We start from the raw sequence: 20,155 nt of genomic DNA, 5'->3' as shown, positions 1-20,155 counted from the left end.
TAGGGCAGCTAGGAAGCAATGCATCAACGCCGCACCGGCTGCCCCGTCCTGGAACACTTTAATGCGCGCCGCCAGGAACGGGGTCGCTGTGCTGACGTTCTTCTGGGGACAAGGTGAGATTTCAGTGAACAGGCATATTTCGCGGACGGATGTCGAACAAATCGATCACACGGATGACAGCGGGTTTACGATAGAGCACGGCGTCCCGCCATCTTCAGCTATCGCGGCAGCGCTGGCCGGTGGGCTGGAGGCCAGCCGGCACAAGCACATTATCCATATAACTGCCTCGGAACGCAGCGCCGACGAGATCGTCGGGGCTTTGCGTCAGTTCCTGCCGCACGCGGAGATCATCTTGCTGCCGTCCTGGGATTGCCTGCCTTACGACAGGGTGTGGCCCACACGCGCCAATATGGGGCGGAGGCTTCGTGCGTTGTGTCACATGGCAACGAAGCCCGATCGTGCGCGCATCGCTGTAATGTCGATCGAAGCCAGTCTGCAGCGGGTGCCGCCCGCCCAGGTCATTGCTGGCGGTTTCGCAATTCTGGAGGTGGGACAAAAGTTCGACCGGGATGATTTCAGAACAAGGTCCGAAGCTTTTGGCTATGTCGTCGACGAGAGGGTCGACGAACCGGGTGAAATAGCTTTTCGGGGCGATCTCATGGACATCTTCCCCGCTGGCGCGGAGGACCCCGTTCGCGTCGTCCTTGGCCCAGACAGCTGCATTCGAGAGCTCAAAACCTACGATCCGATCAGTCAGCTCAGCGACCAGGTTCGAGACTCGATTGCTGTCGGACCGGCATCCGAGCTGATGTTTAAAGCTGGTGATCATCCTGAGCTGACAGCGATGCGCGCGACGTCGATGGAAGAGCGCCTGGTCGCATTATTTGGCGCGATGCCATCTGTCTTCGACAGTGCGTCGAGCGCCTCGATCTCCTTCCTTGAAGGGATCGACGGGCAGCCGCTCGACAAAATTCTGGACCTGATCGAGGATGCACGCCGTGCCAGGCAGGAGGCTGCCGGGCGCGAGAAACCTTTGCCGGAACAATTTTACCTGTCGCGTGAAGAGTGGGATGCTTCCGTGCGCAACCGCTCCACGAGACTTGCCGTTTCTGCCGAGCGAGTTCCCAAATTCTTTCGCCAGGCCCGGCCCGGGTACGAAATCGCTGAATTCGTGACAAGGCAGACAAGCGCCGGGGCCAGGGTGGTGTTGACCGGCGATGCCTCTGAACTGCAGCGAGCAGATCGCCTGCTCAATAGAAAGCTAGGCCGGCGGGCTGAGGAAGCGGTCGACTTACCGCAAATACTTTCCGCCGCGAGAGGCTCTCTTCTCAAGGCTGGCTTCGTCCTCGATGAAGGGTTTGTCGACGCGCAATCCGGTATCGCGATGGTCGCCGCAGCCGACCTGTTTGGCCCTGCGTTGAAGGCGGATGCCGGCATGGCCGCAAGCATACTCGAACCCGAGTTGCGCATCGGCGACGTCGTCGTCCATGAAGACCATGGCCTGGGCGTGCTCGCGGCGGTCGAACAGGTCGACTTGGCTGGTCAGCACCAGGATGTTGTCAGGCTGGAATATCATGGCGGGGCTTCCTTGCTGGTTCCGGTCGACGACTTTGGGAAAATATGGCGCTACGGCTCGGAACCGGAGGCAGTGTCGCTCGATCGCCTCAACGGCGAGGGCTGGCCCAAGCGACGCGAGGCTGCGTTGCGCGAGATCGACAGGCTGGCCAAGCGCCTGGTGGGCCTTGCCGAGATGAGGTCCAGCCAGCCCGCCGAGATCATCAAGCCCTCCCGCGCGGACTTGGCCCGTTTTGCGGCGAAATTTCCCTATACCGAGACTCCTGACCAGGCCGCCGCCATCCGCGCTGTGCTCGACGACCTTTCCTCGGGGAGAACAATGAACCGGCTCGTCTGCGGTGATGTTGGCTTCGGCAAGACAGAGGTGGCTTTGCGTGCTTGCGCCGCCGCCGCCCTCTGCGGGAAACAGGTTGCGGTCATAGCGCCGACAACCGTGTTGGCACGACAGCACTATGAGACGTTCAGCCGCCGTTTCGCAGGAACGGGCCTGCAGGTCGCCCACCTGTCAAGGATGGTCGGGGCAGCAAAGGCAAAAGCGGCAAAGGAGGGCCTGCGGAGCGGCCAGGTTACGATCGTCGTGGGTACTCAGGCCTTGGCGTCCAGGAGCGTCACTTTCGCCAATCTTGGACTGCTGGTGATTGACGAGGAGCACCGGTTCGGCGTCAAGTTGAAGCTGGCCCTGCGGAACATGGCGCCCTGCCTTCACACGCTGAGCATGAGCGCCACCCCGATACCGCGGACGCTGCAATCGGCGCTGTCGGGCATCCAGGATGTCAGCGTTCTAAACTCTCCGCCCGCCAAAAGACGTCCCGTCCGCACGATCCTGGCAGCGTTCGATCCAGCATCGGTGCGCGCGGCCCTCTTGCGTGAATTTCACAGGGGTGGACAGAGTTTCTTCGTGGTTCCTCGCATCGAGGACATTGGCCCGGTCTCTGACCAGCTGAACAGGCTGGTGCCGGAACTCGGCGTCATGACGGCGCACGGTGAAATGAAAGGGAGGCAGCTGGACGAAGTCATGGTCGGATTCGCTGACGGTGATGGCGACATTTTGTTGAGCACCGACATCATCGAGAGTGGGCTCGATGTGCCTCGAGCCAACACCATCATTGTCTGGCGCCCGGACCGGTTCGGTCTGGCGCAGTTGCACCAGCTACGGGGTCGGGTCGGTAGAGGAGCGATGCAAGCGGCTGCGTTTCTTCTGACGGAACCTGGTGTTGAGCTGGCCGACGGCACCAGGGCCCGGCTTTCGACAATGCTTGCGCTCGATCGGCTTGGCTCCGGCCTGGCAATCAGTCAAAGGGACCTCGACCTGCGCGGCGCCGGCGATCTCTTCGGCGAAGATCAGGCTGGGCATATGAAACTGATCGGAGTGGGCCTCTACGAGCACTTGCTGGAGCGGGCGGTCTCGGCGGCTGGAGAAGGGGCCGACCCCAACAGGCAACTTGCCAACATCAACGTGCCTGCAAAAGGGGCTTTTCCCGAAAGCTATGTAAACGAGCCTACTGTCCGTGTTGGCCTCTATGCGCGGCTCTCTCGTATTCGTTCTGACTTGGACCTTGATGCATTCAGCGAGGAGCTCGAGGACCGCTTTGGTGACATGCCTGGCGAAGTGACCGTTCTGCTGGAACTTACCAGGTTGCGGATAGCAGCGTCGGAACTGGGTGTCGGCAAAGTTGATGTTGGGCCCGAAGCCGTCGCGATCACCTTGCGCAACAAGCCTCTGGCGTCACGCTGGCGGGACAGGAAGGTGTTGGGCCTGGAGTACCGAAACGGCCGCGTGATTTTCAGGCGGATCGAGCCCCGCGTCTCAGGCATCGATGCCGTTCGCTTGGCGCTAGATGCCATACGTGCAGTTCAGCCAAAGCACGAGGTCTGACGAGCCTTTTATCTCCACCCCGGCGGTACAATGTACCAGCTTCATATCACCTCAGCCAAGACTAGCAGGGCGAGGTTTAAGGCATCGTTCCGGCTTGATGGGCCGTCATGGCGGCCATGTTCTCGTTCAGGTGGGCCATGATCCAAACCGAGCCCAGGACCACCAGCGCAACGATCAGCACGCCGAAGGCCAAGGCCAGGATGTTGTTGGTGTTGTCCGGCCCGGTGGTCAGGTGCAGAAAAAAGACTAGATGCACACCCATCTGCGCAACAGCGAGCACCACCAGGGCCGAAATCACCGCCGGCTGGTAAATCAGATCGGTTTGAGCCGCCAGGAATGACGCGATCGTGAGCAGGATGGCCAGGCCGTAGCCGATCACATAGCCCAACAGCCCTCCAGCCACTTCGTGCTCGGTTATACGTTCCTCGCCCGGTGCGGAATCGCGGCGGTCCTGCATCTCGCCGGGCCTGCTCTCGGTGTCAGTCATGGCGATGCTCCCAACAGATAGACCAGGGTGAAGATGGCGACCCAGATGATGTCGAGTGCGTGCCAGAAAAGCCCGAAGCAGTGGACCCGCCGCAAAATATCCGACCGAAAACCCTTGACCCATAGCTGCGCCATCATTGTGCCCAGCCAGAGCAGCCCCAGCCCGACATGGGTGCCGTGGCAGCCAACGAGCGCAAAGAAGGCTGATAGAAATGCGCTGCGCGAAGGCCCCGCCTGCTCGCCGATCATCGCCGCGAATTCCTGTACCTCCAGAAACAGGAAGGCTGCCCCGAGCAATCCGGTGACGAGCAGCCAGGCCTGCGTGGCAGCCATCGATCTGCGACGGGTCGCGAGTGTCGCCAGGCCACCGGTGAAGCTCGACGTGAGCAGAAGGCCCGTCTGCACCGCAACGCGGGTGGGCTCGAACAAATCCTTGCCGGTCGGTCCGCCGGCGGTCGCCTTGGCAAGCACGGCATACGCCGCGAAGAAGGCCGAGAATATGATGATGTCGGACAGCAGAAAGATCCAGAAGCCATATGCCACGGTGACGAATTTCGAGGCCGGGCCGCCTTCACCGTGGCCGGTCGCGGAGCGCACGCCGTGTCGGCCGCCCTGACCAAGCCGATAGGGGTCTCGGGCCTGGGTGCCCGCGCTGAAGTCGCCGGGTAGCGCGTGATCGCTCATGCCGGCCGCTCCCAGCGCCGCAGCCGGGCTGACTGTGCGGCCTTGTGGTCATCGTCGATGCGCGCGACCTCTTCGGCGGGAATCTCATAATCCCCATGATCGCGCCAGGCGAAGACGACGAAGGTCGCGTAGGCGCCGATGAAGCCGACGATCGCCAGCCACCATATGTGCCAGATCAGCGCGAACCCGATCAGCGTGCTGAAGAAGGCGGTGACGAAGCCTGTCGGGCTGTTGCGCGGCATCTCGATAGGCTCGTATCCTTCCTCCGCACCGGGCCTCTTCTCCTCCCTTGCCCGTTGCTTGATGCGCCAGTAGGGCTCTTCATCCTCGACGTAAGGCAGCCGCGCGTAGTTGAAAACGGGGGGAGGGGAAGACGTCGACCATTCCAGTGAACGCCCGTCCCATGGGTCGCCTGTCTCATCGCGAAGCTTGTCGCGATGTCGGATCGAAACGGCGAGTTGCATGATCTGCAGTGCGGCGCCGGCGATCATCACCAGCACGCCGAACACGGCCACCACCAGCCATGGCGCCCAAAGATCCATGTCGATATGCTGCAGGCGCCGCGTCATGCCGAGCAGACCGACGATATAGAGCGGCACGAAGACCAGCATGTAGCCGGCCAAGGTGACCCAGAATGCGGCCTTGCCCCAGCCTTCGTGCAAGCGGAATCCGAACGCCTTGGGAAACCAGTAGGTGAAGCCGGCGAACGCGCCGAACAGCACGCCCGAAATGATGACGTTGTGGAAATGCGCGACGAGGAAAAGGGAGTTGTGCAGCACGAAGTCGGCCGGTGGAACGGCAAGCAGAACGCCGGTCATGCCGCCGACGGTGAAGGTGGTCACGAAGCCCAGCGCCCAAAGCATCGGCGTGTCGAAGCGGATGCGCCCGCCATACATGGTGAAGAGCCAGTTGTAGATCTTCACCCCGGTGCCGACGGCGATGACCGACGTGGCGATGCCGAAGGCGGCGTTGACGTCTGCTCCGGCGCCCATGGTGAAGAAATGATGCAGCCAGACCATGAACGAGACGATGCAGATGAACATCGTGGCCGCGACCATCGAACGGTATCCGAACAGCGGCTTTGACGAGAATGTCGAGAAGACCTCGGAGAAGATGCCGAAGGCGGGAAGCACCAGAATGTAGACCTCGGGATGGCCCCAGGCCCAGATCAGGTTGACGAACATCATCTGATTTCCGCCGGCTTCGTTGGTGAAGAAATGGAAGCCGAGATAGCGGTCCAGCGTCAGCATCGCCAGCGTGGCGGTGAGGATCGGGAAGGCTGCGACGATGAGCAGGTTGGACGCGAGCGAGGTCCAGCAGAACATCGGCATTCGCAGGTAGCCCATACCAGGCGCACGCATCTTTAGGATGGTCGTCACCAGGTTGACGCCGGTAAGCAGCGTGCCGACGCCGGAGATCTGGATCGACCACAGATAGTAATCGACACCGACGCCCGGCGAGTAGGTGGTCTCCGACAAGGGGGCATAGGGCAGCCAGCCGGTGCGCGCGAACTCACCGATGACAAGCGAGATGTTGACCAGCAGGGCTCCGGAAGCCGTCAGCCAGAAGCTGACGGAATTGAGTGTCGGAAAGGCTACATCGCGTATGCCAAGCTGCAGCGGTACGGCGAAATTCATCAGGCCGATCATGAAAGGCATCGCCGCGAAGAAGATCATAATCGTGCCGTGCGCGGAAAAGATCTGGTCGTAATGCTCCGGCGGCAGGTAGCCCGGCCCGTGGATCGCCAGCACCTGTTGCGTGCGCATCATGATGGCATCGATGAAGCCACGCAGAAGCATGAGCATCGCCAGCACAATGTACATCACGCCGATGCGCTTGTGGTCGACTGAGCTTATCCACTCGTTCCACAGATAGGGCCAGTAGCCCTTCACCGTTATCCATCCAAGCACGGCGACCCCTGCCAGAAAGACGCCGAGAGCCGCGACGAGCGGGATGGGTTGATCGAAGGGAATGGCCGACGAGTCGAGCTTGCCCAGCATCGTCATTCCGCCCCTTCTGCCTGTGGATGATGCCCCGTCGGCGGCGCCGCCGCGGGCAATGCCTTTGGGCTCACCTGTGGCTCGCCGCCGGCGGCACTTTCGGCCGGCCCCGGACCCGGGGGCAATATCTGCTGAGCGACGGCATCGAACAGCCCGGGCTGAACATGACCGAACGTGGACGGCGGCACGTTGGTGCTTTGCCGGGCGAGCTCGCGGTAGGCATTCGCGTTGAGCACGCCGCCGCCGCCACGCAGCGACGACGTCCAGCGGGTGAAGGCATCGGCTGAAACCGCGCTCACGCTGAAGTTCATGTCCGAGAAGCCGTCGCCGCTGAAGTGCGCCGACTGGCCGAAAAAGCTGCCCTCGCGGTCGGCCTGCAGCTGCAACTCGGTCTGCATGCCGTTCATGACGTAGACCATGCTGCCAAGCTGGGGCACGAAGAACGTGTTCATCACGCTGGCCGAGGTCAGCTTGAAATGAACTGGAACGCCGGCGGGGATAACCAATTGATTGACAGCGCCCACGCCCTGCTCGGGATAGAGGAACAGCCATTTCCAGTCGAGCGCCACCACCTGGATGTCGAGCGGCGGCTGCGCGGAAGGGATCGGTTTGCGCGGATCGAGCTGGTGCGATCCGTAATAGATCAGCCCGCCCAGGAAAAGGATGGTGAGCGTGGGGATCGACCAGACGATCAACTCGATGCGCCCCGAATAGGTGAACTCCGGGTCATAGCGCGCGTCGCTGTTCGAGGCGCGGAATTTCCATGCGAAGGCCAAGAGCGCAACAAGCGTCGGAACAACGATCACCAGCATCACCGCCAGTGAGTTCAAGAGGATCGTGCGGTTGCCCGAGCCAATGGGTCCTTGCGGGTCGAGCACACCCCCCGCGCAACCGGGCAAGAATGCGATTGCCGGGATCCAGAGCAGTCGCCGCCCCGGCTTGGAGCTGGATCGCAACAACACTTGCTCGGCCACCAATCCTGGAGAGGACGCGTTCTTGGGGCACGCGCTCTTGGCACTTCTCATCTGAAGCCTTCCTCTGAACCAACTTCAAGGCGCGTGGCCGGGGTGCCGCCCTCCGCCGGACGAAGGACCTAACTGGCGCTTCCCAGGTTTGTTCCTCCTCGCTGGCTCGTGCACAAACTCCAATTCGGCGGCACGGCGATGGAGCACAGCTAAGTCGATCACCCCATCAAGCTGGTGGAGCCGGGACCGCTCCACGGTTTTGGCCCATGAGCGAATCGACGCCAGTCATGGCTCGTGACGACCGGTGGGGGCCCGAACTTCTTGCCGATCGCCGCGCCGGCGGAGAGGACACGTCCTTCGGGGTGCTCGTTTTCCATCTGACGTCTGCTCCTGACGCGGGATTTTTTCGGGGCTGGCCGCAAGTCGCCCAAGCGTGCGACGCCTAACTGGCGCCTCCCGGGATTGTTCCGCTTGTCAGTGTTTGGGCGACATGGGCGCGACCCGAGGGGGGGAACTCTACCTGCTCGAGAGATGGAGTTGTCCAACGTGACCATATTCACAACGACGGCGGCTCGGTTACCTCAGCTATTTGCAGCCGTCGCTGGCTCGCGTACGAATTTTGATTTCGGCGGGACGGCGAACACCGTGAAGCGCTCAGCCAGACTGTCAAGAGCTTTACGCATGCCCACTCCAGCAGCAGCCGCACCGTGTCCAGTGATGACCATCTGAGGGTTCAGGGCAGCCAGACGCTTCACAGATCTTTCCGCCGCATCCCAGTCCGGCGTGAAGTAGCGCGGCGGACCGTGCATCTCGAGATCCTGGACGGCGACCTCATAGACGGACTCCTGACCGGTGGTGATGAAAGCGTCCCCTACGATCAGCGAGCGGTCTTCCTCGCGCCAGAGCGAAATGTGACCAGGGGCGTGCCCGGGTGTGTGCAGCCATTGCCATCCGGGCATTCCGGGGACCGATCCGTCGGCGGGCAAGAGTTCCAATCGGTTGCCAAGATCGATCGGCCCGCGCGGAAAGAGCGGCGAAAGCAGCGCCATCAGTCCGCCCCCGACCCAGGGATCCGGTGGCGGATAAGATTCAGTTCCGTCCAAATAGGGCCACTCGAGTCGATGCGCGAAGACGGGCACCTCCCACCTATTCGCGAGGTCCAGAACCGTTCCCACATGGTCAAAATGGCCGTGTGTCAGGATAACCGCGGCAGGCCGTGCGTTGGTGCCAAACCGCTTTTCCGCGACCGCAAGAATACTGCTTCTCGACGTCGGCAACCCCGTATCTATTAGCACCCAGTTCCGATCTCCGCTGCGCGGTGCGCCGAAGAACACGACATTGACGATTGCCAGCCGCAAATAACCCAGGTCCGGTGCGATGCTCCAGGCACCGTCGCCATGATCTTCGCGCCTGGCGTGGTCGATCTCGGAAAGTCGAATCTGAACGGTCATGATCCCGTGCCTCGGTTGTTGCTGCGCAGCCGCTCGAGTTCATCGGCGGCGGTGGAACATCGCCCCGAACTTGGGCACGGCCCCCTTGTTCCTTCCTTGATCCTCGTTCGCCACCCGGATCGCAGACAGTCCACCACCGGAACAAAGGCTCGGCCAATCGGTTTGACAGAAGCCGCTCACGCAAGGGCGCTGGACTGAGCAACGAAGATCGGGCGCGCCCGATCGGATGCGGTATTTCGCCAACACGGTTTCGGGTCCGAACAAGGCGGCCGAGTTCGAAGCCGACGGTCCAAAAACGGCTTCCAATGAGCGAAGTGGGACGCAAGGACCAGCAACAGATGCTTCGGTCCGGAAGCTTCGCGCTTCGTCAGCTTTTCAATGGCAGGTTTTGAGTGAGTTGTTCGCATGGTCCGGTCCCTGAAGGCACAAGGCTGCTAAGTGGGTGGCGCGTATCGCGGACTGCAATGGCTATAAATGCGCATTTTCGGACCCTCGCATGTGGGCTCCTCACCATGCCTCTGGGACTTGCATTTTGGGGATTATCCGCGAGGTTTCTTCGGCAAACGGACAGATGCAACGACGGCAATTAGCGTTGCACTTTAGCGGCGCTCATGGGCCACTTGTCGTCGCGGGCCAGCTTCCGCGCCGTCCGGTCAGCCGCGCCTGGAGCAGCACCACGACCAGCAGGAAGAGCCCCCGGATGACGGACTGCCAGTAGGCCGAGAGGGAGATCCAACCCAACCCGTTTTCAAAGTTCAGGATGTTGAAAAGGATGCCGAGCAGGAGCACACCGGCCAGCGTGGTCATGACTGAGCCCGAGCCGCCGGTAAGCAGCGTCCCGCCCACGACCACGGCAGCGATGGCAGACAACTCCCAGCCGACGCCCTCGATTGGCTGGCCTGCGCCGAACTGCGAAGCGAGAACGACGCCCGCGAGCCCGGCCAGGCAACCGCTTGCGACATAGACGAGAAATTTGATGCGGTCCGTGCGCAGCCCCATCAGCCGCGATGCATCTTCGCCGCCCCCGATGGCCAGCACCGTCCGTCCCGTGCTGGTGTAATTCAGGACGACCGATCCGACCACATACGCAACCAGGGCGATGACCGCCGGGATCGGGAAGATCCAGAAGTTTCCTTGGCCGATGGCGGTGAAACCTGAATCATAGGACACCGAAACGGACTGGTTGCCAGCCAGAAGCAACGCCGAGCCGCTTGCGGCCAGCATGGTGGCAAGCGTGGCGATGAATGGCATCAGGTTTGCGCGCGTAACCAAGAGCGCGTTGATCAGCCCGGCTGCCAAGCCGGCGCCCACGCCAGCTGCAACACCAGCTGCTATGCCGTGGGGGCTCGCCAGCGCGGAAGCGACGCTGCCCAAGGCGGCGACGGAGCCGACCGACAGGTCGATGCCCCCGGTCATGATCACGAAGCACATGCCGAGCGCGACGAGCGCGAACATCGAGTTGTAGCGCAGAACGCTCATCACATTGAAGAAGCCCAGGAAACGTTCGTAGCGCAAGAATCCGAACAGCACCAAGGCTGCAAGCGCGACAACGACACCGTAGGTGCCGACTATGCCAATCAGTCGGGCGCTGTTCATAACTACACTCTGTGTTGCTGCTGCAGCCAGACGGCGAATGCGATGATAGCGGCCTTGACCACGAGCGCAGCGGCATCGGGCACACCATTGGCGAGCAGCGTGTAACGGACCAACTGAATGGTCAGCGCGCCGAGCAGGGTGCCGATAATCGTCGCCTTGCCGCCGCTGAGCAGCGTACCGCCCACTGCGACAGCCGCGATGGCGTCCAGTTCCATGCCCAGCCCGACAAGATTTGCGTCACTGGAGGAGTTGATCGCGATGACGACGAGACCGGCCAGCCCCGCGCAAAGGCCGCTGATCGCATAGACCGCGAGCTTGATCCTCGCTACGGCGATGCCAGCGAGTTCCGAGGCCTTTTCGTTGCCCCCGACGGCCAGGATGCTTCGCCCGAATACCGTGCGGTGAAGAGCCCACGCCGCCGCTGCAACCAGCACGGCCATGATGATGACCTGTGCCGGAATGCCGAGTGGGCGGGCCAGGCCGATCCATTGGAATTGCGGCACGCGGAAGGTCTGCAGATTGCCGTTGGTCATGACCTGCGCGATCCCGCGCCCCGCGATGAACAGCACAAGCGTTGCGACGATCGGCTGGATGCGGAAGCGGGAGACGAGCCACCCGTTGAACAGTCCCAACAGGCCGGCAACGAAGATCGAGACGACCATCGCCACGACGACCGCCAGGTAGGTGTTCCCGACCGGGAAGATCTTGCCCATGAAGATCATTGGCGCCAGTGCGCCGGAGATAGCCATCAGCGAACCAACCGACAGGTCGATGCCGCCGGTGGCGATCACCAGCGTCATTCCCACCGCGACGATCACAATGGTGCAGACCTGGGTCAGATTGACGTTGAGCGTCTGCAGCGTCGCAAAATTGCGAGTATAGCCGAGATTGAAGGCGATCAGCAGCATCAGCGCGATCACCGTTCCGTAGCGCGCCAGAAAGCCGAACAGATTGAAACCGCGGGCGCCGGCGTCGTTGGCAGGGGATGGTGTGGCCAGATCGCTCAAGCTGCCGCCTCCACCGGCGAACCGCCATGCGCCATCGCCGCGAGTACGTCCTCCACGTTGGCCGCCTGGCCTTCCAGTTCGGCCACGCTCACCCCTTCGCGCAGCACGAATATGCGATCCGCCCCTTCCATTACCTCCTCGATTTCCGAGGAGATCATCAGGACGCCGAGCCCATCGTCGGCAAGCTTCAGAATGAGGCGCTGGATCTCGCCTTTAGCCCCGACATCGATGCCGCGTGTCGGCTCGTCGAGGATGAGCAGCTTCGGGTTCATCGCCAGCCACCGGGCCAGCAGCACCTTTTGCTGGTTGCCGCCTGAGAGTTCGCGGACCTTCTGGTTGGGACCGGAGCATTTGATGCCGAGGTCGCGAATGAAGCGCGCGACGATCTCGCGCTGCCGGTCTTCGTTCAGGATGCCGTTGCGACTGATCTTCGGCAGCAGTGCCAGCGTTATGTTTTCCGCCACCGTCATCTCCGGCACGATGCCTTCGGCTTTGCGGTCTTCTGTGCAGAACCCCATTCCGGCGGCGATTGCGTCGGCGGCTCGCTCAGGATGGTAGGATGCCCTTTCCATCGTCATCTCGCCGGCCTTCAGGCGGTCGGCGCCGAATACAAGGCGAGCTGTTTCGGTGCGGCCGGCGCCGAGCAAGCCGGCAAAGCTGGCAATCTCCCCGCGGCGCACATCGAAGGTCACATTGCGAACCGACTGGCCGGCCGACAGCCCTTGCGCGGTAAACAGCACATCGCCTATCCTCGAACGATCGCGCGCGCCGAACGCAGTCGCGTGGCCGTCGACCACCGCGACATCGCGGCCAAGCATGGCCGCGACCAGTTCCAGTTTGCCGATGTCGCTCATCGCAGCGCTGCGCACCGTGTGGCCATCGCGCATGATCGTGACCCGGTCGCATACCTCGTAGAGCTCGTCGAGCTTGTGGCTGACGAATAGAACCGAGACGCCTTCGGCCTTGAGCTGCCGGACGACGCTGAACAAAACTGAGACTTCACGCTCGTCCAGCGAGGAGGTCGGCTCATCCATGATCACGAGGCGGGCGGAAAAGCCGATGGCGCGGGCAATCGCCACCATCTGCTGCGTGGCGGTATTGAAGTCGCCGAGCGGGCGGCGCACATCAATGCGGATCGAGAACCGGCTGAGCAGGCGCTCGGCTTCAGCATGCATCGCGCTCCAGTCGAGCAGTCCCCGACGGCGTTTCTCGCGTCCGAGGCAGATGTTCTCGGTTACAGAGCGGAGCGGGACGAGATTGATTTCCTGGTAGATGGTACTGATGCCGCTGACCTGCGCCTCATGCGGAGACCCGACCTCGAACGGCCTCTGCTCGAACAGCACCTGACCCCCATCCCGACGGTGGTAACCGGTGAGCACCTTGATAAGGGTCGACTTGCCCGCACCATTCTGGCCGATGAGTGCGTGGACCTCGCCCGGAAGGACCTGGAGTGTGGCACCGGCCAAGGCAGGGATACCGGCAAAACGCTTCTGGATGTCACGCATGTCCAGGAGCAGCGCTGCTTGATCCGGCTGAGTGATCATCGGCAAACTCCAAACCCTACCCGCCGGAGCGGGTAGGGCAGCTGGAAACAGGGTGGATATCAGAATGCAATATCGAAGTCCTTCTTCGCATTCGTCGGGTCGAAGAAGGCATCCTCGTTCTTAATAAAGGGCGGGATCTTTTTGCCGGCGGCATAATCGGCCATCGTGGCGAAGGCCTTCGGCCCGAACAGCGGGCTGCAGGCGCAGATGGCGCCGATCTTGCCGTCGATGATCGCCTGTACGCCTTCCTTCTCGCCGTCGATCGACAAGATCAGCACATCCTTGCCTGGGGTCTTGCCGGCGGCTTCCAAAGCGGCGATTGCACCCAGCGCCATCTCGTCATTGTGCGCGTAGATGATATCCGCATCGGGGTGCGCCTGAAGCAGCGTCTCGGCAACCTGCCGGCCCTTGTCGCGGGCGAAGTCGCCGGACTGAGACGCCAGGATAGTGAACTCCGAATGCTTGGCGATGAAATCGTCGAAGCCCTTCTTGCGATCGGTGGCCGCCGAGGCGCCGGTCGTGCCTTCCAGTTCGATGATCTTCGACTTGCCATTGGCGTTCTTGACCAGCCATTCGCCGATACGGGTCGCCTCCTCGATGAAATCCGACCCGATGAAGCAGACGTAATCCTCGCCCGGTTTGGCCATCGTGTGGTCAACGTCGCGGTCGACCAGGAACACCGGTATGCCGGCATCGCGCGCCGCCAGGATAACCGGCACCAGGGGCTTGTCCTCGCGCGGCGGCAGGAAGATGGCGTCGACGCCCTGCGCGATCATCGAGTTCACATCGGAAGCCTGCTTGGCCGACGATCCGGCGGCATCCGTGTAAACCAGTTGATGGCCGAGCTTGGCGGCTTCGTCCCGCATGCTCTTGGTCTCGGCAAGGCGCCACGGATTGTTGCTTTCCGTCTGGGCGAAACCGACCTTGTACTTGTCCTTCTTGGCGAGTGGCGGCAGCGCCGCAAAGGCGCGTGAGCCGAGCATCAGCGCGACCGCGCCGGCGGCGGAGCCTACCAGTAGTTTTCGACGGGTAATGATCATGCTCTTTCCTCCTTGATTGTCGCTTTCTGCGACCATGGACTTCCTCATCATTCGGCCCTGAAGGCTGCGGCGACGCCGCTGTTTGCAATTGGATGGGGCGCTATGCCGCCTCCAGGATGAAATCGGCGCATCGATCGCCCAGCATCATCGCCGGCGCGGCCGTGTTGCCGGCATTGATGTTCGGACAGGCCGACATGTCGGCAACCCGCAGATTGTCCACCCCGCGCACGCGCATCGCCGCGTCCAGCACCGCCATCCGGTCGCTGTCCGAGCCCATTCGGCACGTGCCGGCCGGATGGTAGTTGGTCTTGACGAAGCGTTTGCAATGTTTTGCCAGCGCCTCATCGCTGAGATCATCCTGACTTGGCACGGCAATGGCCTTGACCCGATCGCCGAGCGGCTTGGTCTGGAACGCCTGCAGGAAATAACGCTGACCCGAGATCATCTCCCGCATGTCGTCTGGATGCTTGAGCAGATTGGGCGAAACGACCGGCATGTCCTTCGGGTCCGCCGACCGCAGCCTCACAAAACCACGCGACTTAGGCTTCACCACAACCGTCGTGACGGTAAGCCCATAGGTGTTCTCGACGAGGGTGAGGATATCGCGATCCAGATAGACGTGCGGAACGCAGAAGGCCTGGATCGTTGGTTCACCGTGCGGATCGGCCGGGTTGACGAAGGCGCCGGCCTCGACTCCGGCCGAGAGGATCGTGCCGGTGCCGAAGAGCTTGAAATGGAGGCCATTCCTGATCATCCGCCAGCCTTGGCCTTGCCTGAAATAACCGTAAGGGCCGTTTGCCGTGGCGATGATCGGGACCTCCGGATGGTCGACCAGATTTTCGCCGACCCCTGGCAGGTCGGCGGCGCAAGCAATGCCATACCTGGCAAGCGCGTCGGCAGGGCCGATGCCCGACAGCATGAGCAGTTTCGGCGAGATGAGGGCGCCGGACGAGACAATCACGTCGGCATCCGCATAACTGGTACGCTCGGCGCCCGATGCGTCGGAGTAAACGACGCCCGTGACCCGCCCGTTTTCGATCAGCAGCCGACTGACAGTGCAATTGAGTTTCAGCGTCAGCTTAGGATCATTCGTCAGAGGCTCGATGAAAGCGTAGGCGGCGCTGCTTCGCTTTCCGCGCCGGTTCATGAACTGGTAGAAGCCGACGCCGCGCTGCGACGGGCCGTTGAAATCATGGTTGTACGGGAGTCCCAGTCCTTGGACCGCCTGGACGAACCATCGCGAAACATCATCGATGTGGCCGGGATCCGAGACCAGCAGCGGACCTTCGCTGCCATGCAGTTCGCCGCCGAGCCGATTGTTTCCCTCCATCCCGGTGAAGTGCGGCAGCACCGCCTGCCAGTTCCAGCGTACGCCGGCATTGTTGCCGCGCAGCATCTCGTCCCACTCGTCGTAATCAGCCGAGCGGCCTCTCATATAGACCTGGGCGTTGACCGAGGTGCCGCCACCCAGCACGTTGCCTTGCGAGATTTCATGGACGCGGCCGTCTAGGTGGGCTTGCGGCTCTGTGCGGTGATAGCGCATGAATTTCGAGCCGTTGATCATCTTGAAGATGCCGGGAGGCATGTCGAGCAGGGGGTGATGGTGGGAATGGCCGGCCTCCAGCAACAGGGTTCGCCTCCCTGCTTTGACCAGCCTTGCCGCCGCGACGCATCCGGCTGCCCCGCCGCCCACCACGATATGGTCAAAGGACTGCGTCATGCCTCAGGCGCCTCACGGCTTTCGAATGTACCGCGCACATACTCCCAGGCCGCCGAAAGGTGGTTGAGCAGCGCCCGCTCGGCGCCATCGGGATCGCGCTCGATGATGGCCATGCAGATTTCCCGGTGGCTGAGGAAATTCACGCGGTTCCGTTCGGGCGATCGGGGCATGCGCATCCACTGCGGCGAAAGCCACGCGGTGAATGCCTTGTGCACCACAGGCAGCACCGGGTTTCGGGCGATATCGTAAAGCGCGGCATGAAAAGCCACGTCGGTTGCGTAGAAATTCTGCGAGTCCGGAATAGCCGCCTCGTTCATGGCCAGGGCGGCCCCGAGTGCTGCGATGTCTTCCTTGCGGGCATGGATGGCCGCGTTGCGTGCCAGGGACGCCTCGAGGAAGACGCGCACGTCATAGAGGTTCTTCACGCCTGCCTGGTCGCTCAGCAGATGGCCGACAATGCCCTCAAGCGCGCCGAGCGCGGCATCCAGGCCCGGCCTGCGCGCAACTGGCCTGAAGCGTGGACGGGCTTCCACCAAGCCGCGGCTGGCCAGGCGCGCAATCGCCTCACGCACAACGCCCCGGCCCACGCCATACGCGATCATAAGTTCGCGCTCGGCCGGCAGGTAGCTGCCGTCGCCAATCCGTCCGGACGTGATGTCGGCCTCGATTCCAGCCACCATCGCGTCGGCCGCCCGGGCGGCGAGAATTGCCGCGGGCATCTCAGGACGGTCTCCCAATTCCAGCAAGCTTTCATCCTCCCAGCGGTGACCCATTAAAAAGTAAATCGGACCAAAGCACAAGCGCGTTGACTGTTTTGTCGGACCAAATCGGAGGCCATGGTCCACCAGTTCTCTGGAAAGCCGCAGCTTATGTGGATGAAATGAGCAGAGTGGTTGCCAGTTGGCAAGCTTGGTGCAATTATGGTCCGACGAAAAGCTCGATGGAAGCAGCATGAACGGCACCGAGATCAAGGAGGTCGAGACCCGGCTATTCCGGGTCCCGCTGCGTGAGGTGATGACCGATGCCAAGCACGGCGCGCACACACATTTCGAGCTGGTGACCGTCACGTTGAGGCTTGCCGATGGCAGCGAGGGCACCGGATACACCTACACCGGCGGCAAGGGCGGCTATGCTATCAAGGCAATGATCGAGCACGACCTGGCGCCCTTCCTGCGGGGACGCGACGCGACCGGGATCGAGACGCTCTATGACGGCATGCTCTGGCACATCCACTATGTCGGACGAGGTGGCGTCGCATCCTTCGCGATATCGGCGGTCGACATTGCGTTGTGGGATATCAAGGGTCGGCGCAGTGGCCTGCCGCTGTGGCAGATGGCTGGTGCGGCAGGGAAGACCGCCAAGGCCTATCGGGGCGGCATCGACCTAAACTTAACCCTCGATCAGCTCCTGGCCAGCATCGATTCTTATATAAAGGCCGGCTTCACGGCGGTGAAGATCAAAGTCGGCAAGGACGACCTTGCGGAGGATGTGGCCCGGGTGAAGGCAGTCCGCGAGCGCATTGGGCCCGATACCATCTTTATGGTTGACGCCAACTATGCGCTGACCGTCCCGCGAGCGATCGAGGCAGCGAGAGCATTCGCGCCCTACGATCTGCTGTGGTTCGAGGAGCCCATCATACCCGACGATTATGAAGGTTACGCCAGCATTGCCAAGGCAACTGGGATGCCCCTGGCCATGGGAGAAAACCTGCATGTCATCGAGGAGTTCGAGCATGCCTTTGCATGGTCGAAGCTCGGCTACATCCAACCTGACGCCTCCAACTGCGGCGGTGTCACAGGCTGGCTGCGCGTGGCAGCGCTCTCACGCAGGGCTGGCATTCCGGTCTGCAGTCACGGAATGCAGGAACTTCATGTCAGCCTCGTTGCAGGCCAGACAAATGCCGGCTGGGTAGAGGCGCATAGTTTCGATATTGACCAATACACCGCTGAGCCGCTTAGACTTCAGAATGGTTTGGCGCTTGCACCCGACGGACCTGGCGTGGGCGTTGTCTTCGATTGGCAGAAACTGGCGGCGTTCACGACTAGCGCCCCTGAATGAGCGCCAGTTCTGAACTTGATGAACGAGATGATGGTCCTGCGGGAGTGGAATCGGAATTGCGAACGGAGCAGTGCTGGGTCTCCAGGCGGTAATCACCGACCTGTTACACCGGCGTCGCTGATGGCTGATTTCCAGCCCCTGAGCGCAGTCTGGTGAGCCCTGAATGGACTCGCTCAATCTCAGCGCGCCCGGGCAATGCCGGGGAGGGCGTCTGCGTCCGGTGGCAAGGCCTCTCTCGGGGCTGGCTGTTCTGCTGCAGGCGACGGTGGTGGACCCGGTTCGGCCCGTTCCTCGGCGATCAGCCGGGCGCCGCGTTCATAGGTGAGATAGCGCCACAGCCATTGGATCGAGACCTGGACTCGGTGTTGAAAACCGACGAGCAGGTAAACATGGATGATCGCCCAAGCGGACCAGGCGAACCAGCCTTTCAATTTCAGCCTGCCGGACTCGAACACGGCAGCATGGCGGCCGACGATCGCCGTGTTGCCTCGATTTCTGAAGACAAAAGCCGGGAGATCCTCGCCAGTATCTGTCCGGCGTGCCAGGGCCTTGCCGAGGTGCTCGCCCTGCTGCTTGGCCACCTGGGCAAGACCCGGCAGTGGCTGGCCGTTCTCGTCGAGGAACAGCGCGACATCGCCAAGCGCGAAGATGTCGGAACGGCCCATTACCTGCAGGTCGGATCCGACCTTCACCCGGCCGCCGCGGTCTAGCCCGACACCAAGCTGGGCCGCCAGCGGCGAAGCCGCCACTCCGGCGGCCCAGAGCGTCAAGGCTACCGGGATGACCTTGCCGCCGACGGTGATCTTCTGTGCTTCGATGGCCTCGACGCGACTGTCGAGCGCGACGTCGACGCCCAGGCTTTCGAGGCGCAGACGTGCATATTCGGAAAGCTCCGGAGCGAAGCCGGCGAGCAGACGGTTGCCGGCTTCGACAAGTATGATCTTTGTCTTCTCTGGCCGGATGTTGCGGAAGTCGCGTGCCAGCGTGTGCCGGCTGAGTTCTGCGATGGAGCCCGCCAGTTCCACGCCGGTCGGGCCGCCGCCGATGATGGCGATCGTCATCAGCCGTGATTGCTCGACTGGATCGGTTGTCCGTTCCGCATGCTCAAACGACAGCAGCAGCCGTGACCGTATCGTGCGGGCGTCCTCGATGCTCTTCAAGCCCGGACAAACCCGAGCCCAGCTCTCCTGGCTGAAGTAGAATGGCTGCGAGCCCGTTGCCAAGACCAGCAGGTCATAGGGAACCGTGGTCCCATCGGCCAGAACCAGTATCCTGGCCTCGGTGTCGATCTTGGCGACATTGCCGAAGAGGACCTGAACAGAGGGATAGCGGCCCAGTATCTTGCGGATTGGCTCGGCGATGTCAGGCGCCGACAAGGCGGCTGTTGCAACCTGATATAGCAGGGGCTGGAACAGGTGGTGATTGTGGCGGTCGATGATCGTGACCCCGATCTCCGCCCCGCCGAGCGCCTTGGCTACCTCCAGACCGGCAAACCCTCCGCCGACCACCACGATGCGGGGTATCATACTTCTGCTGTGGCTACCCTCGATGTTCCGTTGGATGGCGCGTTGCATGATTGCTACTCCCCAGTCCGGTTCCGCAGGTCATAAGCTTGAAGGAATGCCTCGTTGCTGGATGGGACGACTGACATCCCAGCTCGAAAGACGATGACGGAAGTGGCGGCACCGTTGAAGAGCGGGCCAGCACCCGCAGCCAGTCCTGCAAGCAGGACGATGCTGGTCAGAGCCGCCGAGGCACCTGCCGGTCCACCGCGGTTGGGCAGCACCAGCACCAACAGCAGCGGCACGATTCCGAAGATGACCAGCCACCAAATATCCCAGGCGAGCGGCATGTCGCTGTTCATCTTGATCCGATGCAGGCCGAGCAGCCAATGGAACACAATGGCGTCCACCAGATGCCAGACGCCGAACCCGATGAAGGCCAGCCGAAGGATCTCGGTCGTCGTTACGGCCCGCCTGCCTGCTGCCCTCGCCGCCACCAGCAGCACCGTGCCGGCAACGGCGAACACGTACATGAACAAGTGGAAGAGGCCGTCGGCCATGATCTGGAAGCGCAGGTCGGAACCCGCCGGGTCGGCGAGGCCCGAGAGAAGATGATGCCATTGCAGAATCTGGTGCAGGACGATGCCGTCG

Annotated in this window: 15 protein-coding genes; 2 read left to right on the top strand and 13 right to left on the bottom strand. The window is 62.2% G+C overall.

Annotation, left to right across the window (positions count from 1 at the left end; all coding sequences use genetic code 11):
* Nucleotides 1-61 precede the first annotated feature (61 nt).
* Complete coding sequence (locus P3C39_RS28600) at nt 62-3,451, top strand: DEAD/DEAH box helicase (RefSeq protein WP_275954850.1); 3,390 nt, start codon at nt 62-64, stop codon at nt 3,449-3,451.
* 76 nt (nt 3,452-3,527) lie between these two features.
* On the opposite strand, the gene cyoD is transcribed toward P3C39_RS28600, so the two are convergent.
* The 11 genes from cyoD to P3C39_RS28545 all read right to left on the bottom strand — a co-directional run bounded on the left by cyoD (nt 3,528) and on the right by P3C39_RS28545 (nt 16,897).
* On the bottom strand, nt 3,528-3,938 hold the full coding sequence (gene cyoD / locus P3C39_RS28595) for a cytochrome o ubiquinol oxidase subunit IV (protein ID WP_013525252.1): 411 nt from the start codon (nt 3,936-3,938) through the stop codon (nt 3,528-3,530).
* Nucleotides 3,935-4,621, bottom strand: coding sequence for a cytochrome (ubi)quinol oxidase subunit III (locus P3C39_RS28590; RefSeq protein WP_024505439.1), 687 nt, complete (start codon nt 4,619-4,621; stop codon nt 3,935-3,937). The genes cyoD and P3C39_RS28590 overlap by 4 nt, the downstream gene beginning before the upstream one ends.
* A complete protein-coding gene (cyoB, locus tag P3C39_RS28585; RefSeq protein WP_164920119.1) occupies nt 4,618-6,621 on the bottom strand; it encodes a cytochrome o ubiquinol oxidase subunit I in 2,004 nt (667 codons plus the stop codon). Before cyoB ends, P3C39_RS28590 begins: the two co-directional genes overlap by 4 nt.
* 2 nt (nt 6,622-6,623) lie before the next feature.
* Nucleotides 6,624-7,646 carry a ubiquinol oxidase subunit II gene (cyoA, locus tag P3C39_RS28580; protein WP_275954851.1) on the bottom strand — a complete coding sequence of 341 codons (1,023 nt, stop codon included), beginning with the start codon at nt 7,644-7,646 and terminating at the stop codon, nt 6,624-6,626.
* A gap of 521 nt (nt 7,647-8,167) precedes the next feature.
* Nucleotides 8,168-9,037 (bottom strand): MBL fold metallo-hydrolase, encoded by an 870-nt coding sequence (locus P3C39_RS28575; protein ID WP_013525257.1) that lies wholly within the window; start codon nt 9,035-9,037, stop codon nt 8,168-8,170.
* Nucleotides 9,038-9,646: 609 nt separating this feature from the next.
* Nucleotides 9,647-10,633: an ABC transporter permease gene (locus P3C39_RS28570; RefSeq protein WP_013525258.1), complete on the bottom strand. Its 987-nt coding sequence runs from the start codon at nt 10,631-10,633 to the stop codon at nt 9,647-9,649.
* 2 nt (nt 10,634-10,635) lie between these two features.
* Complete coding sequence (locus tag P3C39_RS28565; RefSeq protein ID WP_013525259.1) at nt 10,636-11,640, bottom strand: ABC transporter permease; 1,005 nt, start codon at nt 11,638-11,640, stop codon at nt 10,636-10,638.
* Nucleotides 11,637-13,184 carry a sugar ABC transporter ATP-binding protein gene (locus tag P3C39_RS28560; protein WP_275954852.1) on the bottom strand — a complete coding sequence of 516 codons (1,548 nt, stop codon included), beginning with the start codon at nt 13,182-13,184 and terminating at the stop codon, nt 11,637-11,639. Before P3C39_RS28560 ends, P3C39_RS28565 begins: the two co-directional genes overlap by 4 nt.
* A gap of 59 nt (nt 13,185-13,243) precedes the next feature.
* A complete protein-coding gene (locus P3C39_RS28555; RefSeq protein WP_013525261.1) occupies nt 13,244-14,224 on the bottom strand; it encodes an ABC transporter substrate-binding protein in 981 nt (326 codons plus the stop codon).
* Nucleotides 14,225-14,324: 100 nt separating this feature from the next.
* Nucleotides 14,325-15,944: a GMC family oxidoreductase gene (locus P3C39_RS28550; protein ID WP_013525262.1), complete on the bottom strand. Its 1,620-nt coding sequence runs from the start codon at nt 15,942-15,944 to the stop codon at nt 14,325-14,327.
* A complete protein-coding gene (locus P3C39_RS28545; protein WP_245265409.1) occupies nt 15,941-16,897 on the bottom strand; it encodes an FCD domain-containing protein in 957 nt (318 codons plus the stop codon). Before P3C39_RS28545 ends, P3C39_RS28550 begins: the two co-directional genes overlap by 4 nt.
* Here P3C39_RS28545 and P3C39_RS28540 point away from each other — a divergent pair.
* Nucleotides 16,896-18,002, top strand: coding sequence for a mandelate racemase/muconate lactonizing enzyme family protein (locus tag P3C39_RS28540; RefSeq protein WP_275954853.1), 1,107 nt, complete (start codon nt 16,896-16,898; stop codon nt 18,000-18,002). The two genes, P3C39_RS28545 and P3C39_RS28540, sit on opposite strands and share 2 nt — an antisense overlap.
* Nucleotides 18,003-18,181: 179 nt before the next feature.
* On the opposite strand, the gene P3C39_RS28535 is transcribed toward P3C39_RS28540, so the two are convergent.
* Both P3C39_RS28535 and P3C39_RS28530 read right to left on the bottom strand, forming a co-directional pair.
* Nucleotides 18,182-19,576, bottom strand: a complete 1,395-nt coding sequence (locus tag P3C39_RS28535; protein WP_013525265.1) for an NAD(P)/FAD-dependent oxidoreductase — start codon at nt 19,574-19,576, stop codon at nt 18,182-18,184.
* A gap of 5 nt (nt 19,577-19,581) precedes the next feature.
* A partial coding sequence (locus P3C39_RS28530) for a DUF2243 domain-containing protein (protein WP_275954854.1) occupies nt 19,582-20,155 on the bottom strand: 574 nt, incomplete at its 5' end.

The sequence above is a fragment of the Mesorhizobium sp. XAP4 genome, from assembly GCF_029269325.1.
Taxonomy (GTDB): domain Bacteria; phylum Pseudomonadota; class Alphaproteobacteria; order Rhizobiales; family Rhizobiaceae; genus Mesorhizobium; species Mesorhizobium ciceri.
The sequence above is the reverse complement of the archived record's forward strand: the minus strand, read 5'-3'. Positions and strand labels throughout refer to the sequence as shown.